Annotated in this window: 11 protein-coding genes; 1 reads left to right on the top strand and 10 read right to left on the bottom strand. The window is 44.6% G+C overall.

All coding sequences use genetic code 11. The features are described 5' to 3' along the window. Nucleotides 1-6: 6 nt before the first annotated feature. Nucleotides 7-477 (bottom strand): DUF4124 domain-containing protein, encoded by a 471-nt coding sequence (locus tag G8768_RS17210; protein WP_166843705.1) that lies wholly within the window; start codon nucleotides 475-477, stop codon nucleotides 7-9. Between the two features lie 316 nt (nucleotides 478-793). On the opposite strand from G8768_RS17210, the gene G8768_RS17205 reads away from it, so the two are divergent. Then, nucleotides 794-1,273, top strand: a complete 480-nt coding sequence (locus tag G8768_RS17205) for a c-type heme family protein (protein WP_221450592.1) — start codon at nucleotides 794-796, stop codon at nucleotides 1,271-1,273. Nucleotides 1,274-1,308: 35 nt separating this feature from the next. On the opposite strand, the gene G8768_RS17200 is transcribed toward G8768_RS17205, so the two are convergent. From G8768_RS17200 to G8768_RS17160, 9 genes are all read right to left on the bottom strand, one after another. Continuing rightward, nucleotides 1,309-2,421, bottom strand: a complete 1,113-nt coding sequence (locus G8768_RS17200) for an FAD-dependent monooxygenase (RefSeq protein ID WP_341801034.1) — start codon at nucleotides 2,419-2,421, stop codon at nucleotides 1,309-1,311. 499 nt (nucleotides 2,422-2,920) lie between these two features. Next, nucleotides 2,921-3,274 (bottom strand): hypothetical protein, encoded by a 354-nt coding sequence (locus tag G8768_RS17195; protein WP_166843707.1) that lies wholly within the window; start codon nucleotides 3,272-3,274, stop codon nucleotides 2,921-2,923. A gap of 629 nt (nucleotides 3,275-3,903) precedes the next feature. Next, the gene (locus tag G8768_RS17190; RefSeq protein ID WP_166843708.1) at nucleotides 3,904-4,848 is read right to left on the bottom strand and encodes an Ig-like domain-containing protein; all 945 of its coding nucleotides are present in this window, start codon (nucleotides 4,846-4,848) and stop codon (nucleotides 3,904-3,906) included. Nucleotides 4,849-5,370: 522 nt separating this feature from the next. Then, a complete protein-coding gene (locus tag G8768_RS17185; protein WP_166843709.1) occupies nucleotides 5,371-6,054 on the bottom strand; it encodes a leucine-rich repeat domain-containing protein in 684 nt (227 codons plus the stop codon). 465 nt (nucleotides 6,055-6,519) lie between these two features. Beyond that, nucleotides 6,520-6,729 (bottom strand): hypothetical protein, encoded by a 210-nt coding sequence (locus G8768_RS17180; protein ID WP_166843710.1) that lies wholly within the window; start codon nucleotides 6,727-6,729, stop codon nucleotides 6,520-6,522. Between the two features lie 306 nt (nucleotides 6,730-7,035). Continuing rightward, on the bottom strand, nucleotides 7,036-7,392 hold the full coding sequence (locus G8768_RS17175) for a hypothetical protein (protein WP_166843711.1): 357 nt from the start codon (nucleotides 7,390-7,392) through the stop codon (nucleotides 7,036-7,038). A gap of 875 nt (nucleotides 7,393-8,267) precedes the next feature. Next, nucleotides 8,268-9,491 carry a methyl-accepting chemotaxis protein gene (locus tag G8768_RS17170; RefSeq protein WP_166844152.1) on the bottom strand — a complete coding sequence of 408 codons (1,224 nt, stop codon included), beginning with the start codon at nucleotides 9,489-9,491 and terminating at the stop codon, nucleotides 8,268-8,270. Between the two features lie 500 nt (nucleotides 9,492-9,991). Then, complete coding sequence (locus G8768_RS17165) at nucleotides 9,992-10,351, bottom strand: hypothetical protein (RefSeq protein ID WP_166843712.1); 360 nt, start codon at nucleotides 10,349-10,351, stop codon at nucleotides 9,992-9,994. A gap of 191 nt (nucleotides 10,352-10,542) precedes the next feature. After that, complete coding sequence (locus G8768_RS17160; RefSeq protein ID WP_166843713.1) at nucleotides 10,543-11,304, bottom strand: transporter substrate-binding domain-containing protein; 762 nt, start codon at nucleotides 11,302-11,304, stop codon at nucleotides 10,543-10,545. Nucleotides 11,305-11,549: the final 245 nt, after the last annotated feature.

The following is an 11,549-nucleotide window of genomic DNA, read 5'->3' as shown; positions in this document are numbered from 1 at the left end:
ACTGCATTATTCAATGGCTTCCAGCTTACTCTGTTTCGCTTTTATTTCTTCGCGCTTGTCTTCAATGAGTGCGGTGTACTTCTGGGTTGCGGCTCGGATTTGAGTTGACAAGCTGCTGTGATACTGGGCGCCTGCAAGGTTATTGGCGGCCATACGCTGTTCTTGTTCGAGCTGGGAGACTTCGCTATCCATAGCCCGACGATATCGGAGTATGTCTCTCTTGGCTTGTTTGATCTCTTTTTCCAGCTTATCCCGGTCCCATTTCTTGCGTAGATCTTTGATTTTCTCGTTATCTGAGTCATCGAACGATGAACCGGATGTCGGAGGGGGAGTGATGGATACTTTGGCTTCGACTCCCTTTACGCCTTTGCAGGGCTTATCGCTATAGACGGGGTTGCCGTGTTTGTCGGTGCATTTGTATACACTTGATCCTTGTGCAGAAACAGCTGCGAATATTAAAACAATGAATAATCTCATCTTAACTATACTCCCATGTATTGCTCACAATGGTAACACGATGATTCGGAGAGTTGGGAGCTGACAGCAAACGGCTTTGTATCCAGAGGTCGACCTCAAGTGGCTGCTCTTGCCGTGATAAATTTGTGAAAATCACCTCTGCATAGCAATGTTATATTGAGCGCCTACAATAATTCTTATAATGGATAACCCTATGAAGCTGGCTGTTTCATTTCGACTCTGTGTATTCCTGATACTAATACCTTCTATCTCTATACTCTCTGCCTGCAAATTTTCCACTTCAGACGAAGAGCAGTTATCGGTCAGCCCGAGATTGATGACTGACTCTTTACATCAGTTACTTCGCGCTTCACGGGATGCCTACGCTAAAAATGTCGTTACGCCTTTGAGTGTCAGAAGAAATGTTATTGCTGCTACGGAAAATTGGGAGGAAGCTCATACGCTGCCTTTGCCCGCACAAATGGCCCGCTATGTGAGTGAAGGCTTTGAAACCGACGATGCGAGTGTGGAGCTTGGATTAAAATCCCTTTGGCCAATTAATGCGAATAATCAGCCCAGGTCCGCGGTTGTTCGGGAAGGGCTTAAAGCGGTTGCAGAAAATCCGGCAGAAGCTTTTTATCAAGTCGAAGTGTTGAATGGGCGACGTTACTATACGGCTGTCTATGCTGATGTTGCTGGGGATATCAGTTGCGTTTTGTGTCACAACGGTCACCCTGACAGTGCCAGAGACAACTTTCGTGGTGGTGATGTTCTGGGAGGTTTTGTGGTCAGGGTTGCGTTAGGGGAGGAGGGCTAAGGCCAATTCTCTTGGGGTGAAACTTCAAACAGCCCCTATTGACAATCGGGCAATGAATAAATTTTTTCGGTTTGCTCACTGTTGTATTTCTTCGGTGCTTTGCGAAACAAAAAGTTTCTTATCGCAGAGAGAACAGGGCTTTCCAACTGTGAAATATAGCCTAGCCACCAGCTCATATTGACGACCCTTCGAGCCTTCTCTTTTCTGGATTCCTCAAATTTGGCAAAGGCAAGTTCCGCCGGGTGCTTGCCAAGATAGTGGCTTAATACGAACGCGTCTTCTATCGCCTGGCAGGCGCTTTGTCCCATATTGGGGGTTGTCGCATGTGCAGCATCGCCCAGCAAACAAACAGTGTTCTTGTGCCAGTTAGGGATGGGTTTTAGATCGGAAATTTCACTTAGATGTATATTGTCGGTGGGCGTGCTAGTGATGATATCAGCAACAATCGGCGCGTAGTTTTGGAACAAGTCTAAAAGTTCACTTTGCTCTAACTCTCTTTTGCTATTGTGCAGACCGTACCAGTAAACCTGATTTTCCGAAACTTCAACAAAACCAAAGCGTGATCCCTTACCCCAAAGTTCGTTTAATTCACTTTTATAGGCTTTGGGGAGATTGATCGTTGATATGCCTCGCCAGCAGGTCTGGCCTGGTTTTCTAATAATACCGGTTTTGAAGAGTTCACGCCGCGTAATGGAATGAATGCCGTCGGCTGAAATCACGGTGTCACATGGAAATGAGCTACCGTCAGCAAAGTGAATGGAGGTTTCCTGTTCGGTATTAAAACCGATGACCCTCTTGCCCAGAGAAATCTGGGTGGTCTGAATCTCTTTGAGAAGCAGTGCTTGCAATTCCGATCGTTTAATTGCGATGCTGGATACAGAAAACTTTCGACCGAAAGTTTGGGTATTGATTTCGTTAATGTCTTCGAACTTTGAGGTCTTTATCTTAAACGATGTCAAAGCCTTGCCCTGCTCAGTGATCGTTTCCTTGAGGTTCAACTTGTCAAAAACCTGCATGGCATTATGGGCCAGTATAATCCCGGCCCCAATGAGCTTGATTTCGTTGGATTGCTCGAATAGTTGGACCTCAAACCCTTGCCTCTCAAGGAAGAGGGCTGTAGTTAACCCACCAATGCCGGCACCGATAATAGCAATTTTTATTTTTACACCCTTTCTGCCCGAAGAGGTTTTACCTTGAATATAGGATGGCTATGCTAAGTGAATAAGGGGAAGATATCCAAAGTGTAGTTTGTACTTTGGAGTGCCAGGAAATAATTCGGGACCTCTGTTTGCCAGGGCTTTACCTTCCTTTAAGTGGCAGCTGTTAAGTGTCAATTTGGAGGTGGTGTCTGATAAAATTTTACTTTATATATTCTCCAAGCTTTAATATTTTCTTTCTCGGGTAGAATTTTTGTACCGATATATTGAATAAGTGGAAGATTGACTTCGTGGGGCGAGGTGTTTGTGGGTTCTGTTGCTACGGGGCGATCTAACATGAAACTAAGAACATATTTAAAAATACAATATCAGAGTTCCCTCGTTGGCTGTGTTTTATTGCAGTTTGTTCGAAATAGATGGTGATATACGTAACGGGGCTGGTCAAAGCCCCGTTTGTTTATTGGTCCCGAAAACCATTTGGCTTGGTCGATTACGGGCTAGGAATAATAAGCTGGTCGAAGTCATCGCATCTATGACCCCAGTGATCGAGAAGTGTAACTTTTCTTTGGGAAAAGAACGCTAATGTGAGTGCGTCGATAATGGCCTTACCTTTGCGATCGTTGGCGTTCATGTGGAAATTTAATGGGATGGAGGTTCCATCTGACAGGTGAACCAGAACGGCGGAGCCGTGATCGGGACCACCTGTGATATTGGTGATGTAACCGAATTCCAACTGGGTAATAAACTCCGAATCAACGCAAACCTCTCCAGGCCTGTTTGCCGTTGCAAATGCTTGGCTTGATGCCAGTAGGCTAAGGGTGAGTGCTATTATTTTATTTTTCATAGTAGTTCCTTGTTGTATGTGACGGCACAAATATACACATGGAAAGTATTGAAACTATGAGGAGAAAGCAGGAATCCACTATCGATTGTTTGAGATAAAGGTTGGAAATGAAATTTGGAAAACTTTAAGCGTTAAAAATGGCTTTCTCGTTCTGGAAAGTTATTGTTGCACAGTGCAAAAAAATCACTATCCGTTTTTGAACAATTCTTGAACTCTCCTTTTCTGTGCTTTCGATGGATTCGTCGCGTGTTTAAGTTTAATTCTGTGTAGCTGAAAGCTTGGCTGCGACGATAATAGCGCTATTTCAGACTATTACGAACGGATTGCCTCTCTTCATCCCGTATTTGAACATCATGTATTGTCGGAGTTGCTAAAATTTACGGAATTGATCTTGAGGCTACTTATTTTATGGGTTAATAATTGATTGAGCAGCATCTTTCTTCCAGGGGTATTAATTGACTAGTCTGCTATCTAATCGGGCTTACTTTAATAGAATTAATCAACAGAATTGCTCTATTTGCGTAGAAAGGGAAGCTTGGTCGGCTTCGTGAATTGAGGCAATTTGGGGAGAGCTGGACCTTGGCAAAACCAAGGCCCTGATGTTCAAAAATTGGAGCTTACTGTTTGCTTTAAATGACCTTAACCATGTTCAGGGTTTCGCCAGCATTTCGAAGACAGACAAACCCCGCTTTCGCCTGGCAAGATACAACATAGATACTGGCATTTGTCGAAGAGGAGAAGGTAATGCTGTATTGCGCCGTGATCGCATCATCATCGATGGTTAAGACGAGTGCTTTGTCGTTTACCGCCTTACCTTCACCGGCTTGAAAAGAACGCTCGTTAAGATCAAGGAACGCGGCTGAAGCGTAGATTTCATTGTTCCTCGGTGTGGTGTAAAACTGAACAAGGAAGCGATTGCCAAGCTCGGTGATTCTCCAGCTGCCATTGGCGTTGTTGACGTAGTTTGGTTCCGTTGAGCTGGGGTCGACCTTTTGAATGCCGAAGCCCTGGGTTGCCGGGTTCCATTTCAGTTCAATATCCAGGGCTTTACCATCCACCATAGCGCGTTGCACTTTCAGGGCGTTGCTCCCGCTGGCAGAAATCGTACTGCCATTATTGAGCACAACGGAACCGGTGTTGCTTAAAAACTTCTCGCTGATCGGGGCGACGGTAAAGGAGACGCTGCTGTCTTTATGGTCGCCAACCAGATTATACGCTCGTACTCGGGCAGTGTGACTTCCCGCCTTGAGAGCGTTGTAGTTGTAGGCCATTGAAAAGCCAGAGTTGTCAGAATTCTGATAATCTGGATAGGCGTCGCCAACGTCTGTGCGAAGGCCACCATAAGGTATGTCGGACACGTACTTGTCGTCGATGAACAACTCGATTCGGTCGATGCCGGATTGATCAATGGCCCAGCCCCTCAGATTGGAAACGCCGGAATGCGGAGTGGCAGACACAGGCTCTTCCAGTGAGACTCGAATGCTATCGTCAACCGCTGCATTGGTATTTAGTGCAATGGTGTTTAGTACGATCAGAGAGAGCGTGGAGATAAACAAGAATAGTAGGCGGTTCATTGGTCGTCCTTAATACGTAGATAGGCGAGGGCAGTAAGCGTAGCAAATCCAGGTGCATGCTTCATAGATTGGATCAAGAATCCTTGAAAAATCACGGTTAACTTTACTCAGGTGGCGTGAAGGTTTTCCGTTGTGGAGGTTTAGGCGACAGGTTTCGGGTTTGTATACCAGTCAGTACGCCTTGTCAGGTTTAATCGTATCCTCATATTGGACTTCATCGGTAACCCTATGAACTTGGGATTTTGGAGCGTGCGTGAAAAGGGCATGGAGGGCGCTTCAAAGAGTATCTGAGTTTTGCTATGGAGGTGAAGCTTGCGGGTATGCGTGGTGACTTATTCTGCTGACGATTTTTTGAGCGAAAAGCAGGAGGCTTGTTGAGCGTTCGAAGTTGAATCAAAGCCCGCAAAGGCTGCTAATGAAGCACGGTTTTTGGGGCTTATTTTTTTAAAGTAATCGGCTTGTTTAAAGGCCTGGAAACTTGCCGTGAATGAACGGTTGGGCGATAAAAATCGCCCAGGTAAATCAGTATGTACGGTTCGATTTTTCGTTCCTTGCCCTTGACGCAAATGTGAGAAACAAACCAGCAAGTGCGGCGATGGTGAAAGGTGTCGACGTTGGAACAGCATTGGGAGATGCCGCAGTGGCACTTGGGCAAGTGACTACGGTGGGTGTTATGCCTTCAATGTCGGCCCCGGGCCAACCGGATGCGCCTGCACAATAATTGATCGTATTTACCGGAGCGTTGCTGGCAAACACCCGATTCCCTCCAAAGGCAGGTCTGTCACCTTCAAACAGTACGGTTGTTATATCGTTATCTTCAAACGCAGAATCGCCTATATTGGTGACGCTGGCAGGAATGGTGACAGTCGTCAATGAGTTGGAATTAAAAGCGAGATCTTCGATGGTGGTAAGTCCGTCTGGTAGAGTGATCGTAGCAAACGCATTGGCCGCGAAAGCGCTGTTTTGAATAGTAGTAATACTGCTTGGGAAGGTAACCGATGTTAGGGAGTTGTTGAAAAACGCAGAGGGCCCAACGCTGGTCACGGTTGTACCTGCATTGTCTTGAGGGATTGTGATTGTTGAACTGCACCCTGTGCAGCCCGTCACGGTATCCGCCGGTCCAAAGTTGAATGTTTGTGCATGCGCCTTTCCAATCAAAGCGAGTATTACAAATGAAAACCTGAACAGGCTGGCAATCAGAGGCATAAGGTCTATCTCAATTGTTTGTGAACGAAAACGAGCAGTCTATTTAAATAGAAAATGAGCAACCATCACCGCAAAGTTCTAAACTGATCGCCGCTGCTAAATTGCCGACTAACGGGGATTGAGTGTTTCGCACAAGTGATAAGAATAATTTTCCAGGGTTTAGACAAAGAAAGACATTTTTCATTTTAAGATTTGTTTTTATTTTCATATAATATTTTTAGCTGTAGAAATTGATTGCGTCTAGTTTTATTCCTTATTTTTGAGGTTTTATTTATTCCTGACCTGGCGAACGAAACGGGAAATGTAGTCTTTTGTCTTCAGGGTAAAGCTGGCTCGAAATTTGGTCCTGAAGAGTTGTGTTTTCGGTGGTGGCTTGATGATCTTAGAAAGGGTAAGAGAATAAGGGGGAAGAAAAGCAAATCTTTGGGTGGTGTGAATATTGTAGGGAGTGGGTTGATATCTTGGCTACATCCAGCCAAATCCCCTTGTTATCATGCCAAACAATATGAGAGTCGTTATGGTGAGTGCTGCAAGTAAGATTCTAAAATCCTTCTTTTGGGCTTTTGATACTTGCCTGATTTCGCTTCTCAGAGCTTCTGTTCCAGATTTTATGTCGTCTATGTCTCGTTGGGCAAATTCGCAGCTGGCCTCAAGTTTTGCAATTCTCGTATCCATATTTTTACCTCGCGCGCCGTGTATGGTTTCTGTCTCGTGATGCAATTTTGCCTTTTAATATTTGTTCGCTTTCAGATGGACTCAACCATATCCTATTTTAACAGCATCAACTGTAGCTATAAATCCATAGTTTTAGCGATGTGGTTCTGAGCGTGGTTTGTGTGTTTGATTCTTATGTAAGATGTGATGGTTGTTTCGGGGATAAGGCTAGGGGGAGTTACGTTCTTTTAATCTTGAAGGTCTACTGATCAACAGGGCGAGAAGGAGGATGTCCTTCTCGTTTTAGGGCAAGTCGTTCCAAGCCAATCAGGGGCTTGGCAGGATCAGCTGGTCAAAATCATCGCAGTTATTGCTGTAGTGGTCGATCAGGGTGACCTTTCGCTGGGAGAAAAATGCCAAAGTCAGAGCGTCAATGATCGCTTTGCCTTGTCTGTCGTTTGCATTAAATCGATAGTTCAAAGGCACAGAAATGCCATTCGAAAGGTGCACCAGTACCGCTGAGCCATGATCTGGTCCACCCTGAATGTTGGTGATATAACCGAACTCCAGCTGTTCTATAAATTGGTTTTCAGCGCAAATCATACCGGGGTTTCTTTTGCCAGTTGCGAATGATTGACCTGCAAGTAATGTCGCAAGGACTAGTAAAATTGCTTTAGTCTTCATTGTTTCTCCTCGTCATAATGTTTAAGCGGTGCCAATATAAACACTAGGGAAAAATAATGACTATTCTCAAAAAGCATCAATTTTAAATATCATGAATCATTATAAGGTTTCACCCATTCCCAATGGTAAGGCGGGGATTTTCTAAAACTTTTGTCATAGATACATTTGTTTGTATGATCTCAATCAAAACGATCTCTATCTCTCTATAAAATTTTGCTTGTCGGGACTCTTGGGATAACTCTGGGGGCCACAAATAATTGATGTGACATCGTTAGTTCGTCGCGAATTGCAAAAAATCAGTCCTGTATGTGGTTAGTCTACTTTTGCTATGGCAAATTAGTTATTTTGACCTAGACTTTTCTCTAAAAGTACAAGGGCAGGGGTGTCCTGGGCTTGGACTGGTAGTTTCAGTGCTGTATGCATGAGAGGTTTGGCTTGAGGTGCATTGTTGCTGCTGCCCATGTGGCAAGGACGGTCTGGCTCATTTTTCTTATTGTCTATCAAATAGGCAGAGTCGCTGCTTGTCAGTGGCTCACGTTTTCAACCTTTTCACGTTAGACCACTCTTTGTATTTCACATAGATGGTGTGTTTTTTCGAAAGTTTCTCCTCAACGTCGGGCTACTGGTTCTTTTAGGTTTGCTAATTTTTATTTTCCCGTAACTATGTCTGAGTTTCTTTTCCCACTAAATAGATCTTTCGGGTTAAAAGTGCTGTATTCCTTTTTGATGACGGCTTTGATCTGAGTCGAGAGATGCTGGCCAGGGCAGAGCTGTTCAAAGAGCAGGCGCAGAACGCTGCCTGTCGTAAACGTGCAGAGGACATGCGAACCCAGGTGAAAACGGTTATCTGGGTTCACTTGTGAATTGGGATATGGCTAGCTGACGACGTTGGAGTAAGAATCAATTGCACTGACTACTTCGCTGGACGCTTTTTGAATCTTCAATATGACCTCTCCTGTCTCATTGGCCAGTTCAACACCGCGTTGGGCGTGTTTCAGCGTAGTCTTCATGCTGCTGGAGGCAGAAGAGGTGTCGTCCTGAATGGAGTGGATCATAGACGAGATTTCGGAGGTCGATTGCGAGGTTCTGGCAGCAAGTTGCCTGACTTCATCAGCAACCACCGCAAACCCTCGGCCCTGGTCGCCTGCTCGGGCGGCTTCAATAGCGGCATTCAGTGCGAGCAGGTTGGTTTGATCGGCGATTTCCTGAATGGTGCTGATGATGGAGTTAATTTCGGTGGATTGGGCGTTCAAGCTTTCAATGTGCTCGGAAGACTCCTTGACCGAGCTGGCGATATCTGACATCTCGCGTGCCGCATTGTCGATCACTTGACCTCCCTGCTCGGCAATAGACAGGGTCTCACTGGAGATTTCCCGGGCCAGTCTGGCGGTTTCCTCGGTTTGTCGAGCCGTTTCGGCCTGGCTGGTAATGTCTGACGCAAATTTTATCACCCGATACAATTCGCCTTTCATGTCATAGACCGGGTTATAGGAGGCTTCCAGCCATAGGGTGTCGCCGGCTGCATTAATACGCTTAAACTGTCCGGCTTCGAACTTTCCGGAATTCAGGCTTTTCCAGAAAACTTCATATTCCGGGCTGTTTGAATACTCCTTTTCACAGAAAATTCGATGATGTTTGCCCATAATCTGCTCTCTGGCGTATCCCACGGCATGAAGGAAATTATCGTTACAGTCGACAATGGTGCCATCGGGCTCGAACTCTATGATTGCGGTGGATTTGCTCAGGGCATCGACTTTGGCTTTAGTGTTTTGCTCAAGAAGAACCCGCTCGGTGATATCTGAAGCAAATTTTACAACTTTTATGACATTGCCGTATTTGTCTCGGATGGGGTTGTAGCTAGCTTCAAGCCAAAGCAGGGTTCCGTCCTTCTTCACGCGATCAAACTGACCTGAAACACTACTGCCCGAGCTTAATGCTGCCCAAAATTCCTTGTAGTCTTCTGAGGACACAAGTTCCTCTCTGCAGAATATTTTATGGTGACGGCCTTTGATTTCTTTAAGGCTGTAACCGCTTGCTGAAAGAAAGTTGCTGTTGGCGGTTAGGATGTTTCCGTGAGTGTCGAATTCTATGACAGCCATTGACAGGTCAAGTGCTTTTAAAACTGCATCGACATTCTCAAGCTTTTCTGTCAATTCCTCATTTTCCTTTCTCAGTTCTGTGGATTTAAAACCAAACATAACAATTGACCTATTCATCTAAGTTCACACAAAAACTTATCGTCTATAGTTGATCAAACTTTATATCGACTAAGCATAGCGGATTGATTTTTTGTCTTTAGGGGGCTGGCGTGTTTTGATTATTGTAAACAAATCTAATAACTTGGACGTTTTCCAAAGATTCTGTGTGTCTCGTAATGTTAAGTTTTTATTTTTCGGTGTTTGATTTGGCAATCAAAAAACGGTGCAGTGTTCCTCAGGAATATTGCTGTAGACAGCGTGGCGTTGGAATCGTTGGGTGTTTTATTGCCTGATTAAGGCGGAGGACTCTATAGCCCCCCGATAAAACCTACAGCGTGTTTATAGAGTAGATCTTGCTGTGTTTGTGTCACTTAAATAATGTTGAGAGAGCTGGGTTTCGTTTAAGGGCTGGTGAGGATGACATGATCAAATTGATCACAATCGTTCTTAAAATGATCCTTCACGGTTACCTTTCTCTGAGAGAAAAATGCCAAGGTAAGTGCGTCGATCATGGCCTTACCTTGTCTGTCATTGGCATTGTAATACCAGTTCAGGGGAAGGGATTGTCCATTGGCAAAGTGGACGAGTACGGCGGAGCCATTGTCAGGGCCAGCTACGATATTGGTTATATAACCGAACTCCAGTTGTGTGATCAGCTGATTGTCGATGCAAACAACGCCTGGGTTTTTCTTGTTGCTGGTTGCCATTGCCTGACCTGAAATGATCAGAGTGAAAAGCGTTAACAGTGCTATTTTTTTCATAGTGACTCCTTATGTGTGGAGGGCTAAATATACACGCTTGGTCAATGGTCGCTATGGTGTGAAAGAACCAATTTAACTTGTTAATTAAAACGAAAATTCGGCACTAAGTACTGGCAAAGGAAAGAGGTTCACTAGTCAAATTTGATTGAAATTCTTGTGTCAGCGAGCCGAGAAAGGTCTAAGGAGGATTTTCAGGATCGAGTATTGCACTCGTAAGAATATTTTTTTGTCAGTTTTTTATAGACATTCTTCTCTTTAACAAGGCTGATGGCCTTTTCCCAGTCTTCAACAATGTGGTTGCTGGTGTTTTGAGAAAATGCGATATAGAAGTTCTCAGTGCCTATAGTGATGGTTTTTTTGATGTTGGGTTGACTGCCCAGCGAACGACAGCTTCGATATTGTATTGCAGCTTCACATCCGAGCCAGGCATCCAGGCGTCGGACCAGCAGTTCTTCAATTTTTACAGGTGAATGAGAATAACTTTTGATGTTCTTCAATCCCAGGCGTTTGGCGTGCCGTTCAGTCGATGAATTTTCTGATACTCCGATACTTCTCAGCTTCCTGGCTTCGTCCAACGTTTCAATTTTCTTTTTTCCTGCTGCTGTAAACAGAGAATACTTGCAGCTTGCAATAGGGCCTGCACGCTTCAAGTTGAATTTCTCGATAAGCGTTTCAGATACCAAGAGGGCCGAGGCTTCCATTCCATTGGAAAAGGCCTGGAAAGTTCTGTTCCATGGAACGATCCTAATTTCAGGTTTTGATAGGGACAGGTGTTGATCGATTTCCTTAACCAGGTCTATGGCAAGCCCTTTAACTTCATTTTCACTGGTAATGACATAGGGGGGGAATGCTTCGCCTTGCAGAATGAGCGTTTCTCGGTGGTCATTATCATAGGCCAATGTACTGAGTGGTGAGATTAAAAAAAGAAAGGCCGGTGCACGTTTTTTGCTCACATATTTTCTCATGAAGGACCTTAATAATCAGACAACCGTGTACCTGATGCTGTACATGTAATTGATACTAATGTCTTAATTGAGATGTTCCTATAAGCTGAAACTACTAATTTCACGGCGAACCTGACTTTTCTAGAATCGGTGTCCCTGAATCAATTCTTCTTGAATCAATATTCCATGAACCAATGTTCCGTGAATCAATGCTCAGTGAATAGTAGGGCGGGTTCCTACATTGGGCATTATGA

The organism is Pseudoteredinibacter isoporae (genome assembly GCF_011602085.1).
GTDB classification, from domain to species: domain Bacteria; phylum Pseudomonadota; class Gammaproteobacteria; order Pseudomonadales; family Cellvibrionaceae; genus Pseudoteredinibacter; species Pseudoteredinibacter isoporae.
The sequence above is the reverse complement of the archived record's forward strand: the minus strand, read 5'-3'. Positions and strand labels throughout refer to the sequence as shown.

What these genes read in the sequence shown, in the direction of transcription:
- G8768_RS17210 (WP_166843705.1), bottom strand. Translation starts at nt 477, where the DNA reads ATGAGATTATTCATTGTTTTAATATTCGCAGCTGTTTCTGCACAAGGA.
- G8768_RS17205 (WP_221450592.1), top strand. Translation starts at nt 794, where the DNA reads ATGACTGACTCTTTACATCAGTTACTTCGCGCTTCACGGGATGCCTAC.
- G8768_RS17195 (WP_166843707.1), bottom strand. Translation starts at nt 3,274, where the DNA reads ATGAAAAATAAAATAATAGCACTCACCCTTAGCCTACTGGCATCAAGC.
- G8768_RS17190 (WP_166843708.1), bottom strand. Translation starts at nt 4,848, where the DNA reads ATGAACCGCCTACTATTCTTGTTTATCTCCACGCTCTCTCTGATCGTA.
- G8768_RS17185 (WP_166843709.1), bottom strand. Translation starts at nt 6,054, where the DNA reads ATGCCTCTGATTGCCAGCCTGTTCAGGTTTTCATTTGTAATACTCGCT.
- G8768_RS17180 (WP_166843710.1), bottom strand. Translation starts at nt 6,729, where the DNA reads ATGGATACGAGAATTGCAAAACTTGAGGCCAGCTGCGAATTTGCCCAA.
- G8768_RS17175 (WP_166843711.1), bottom strand. Translation starts at nt 7,392, where the DNA reads ATGAAGACTAAAGCAATTTTACTAGTCCTTGCGACATTACTTGCAGGT.
- G8768_RS17170 (WP_166844152.1), bottom strand. Translation starts at nt 9,491, where the DNA reads ATGGCTGTCATAGAATTCGACACTCACGGAAACATCCTAACCGCCAAC.
- G8768_RS17165 (WP_166843712.1), bottom strand. Translation starts at nt 10,351, where the DNA reads ATGAAAAAAATAGCACTGTTAACGCTTTTCACTCTGATCATTTCAGGT.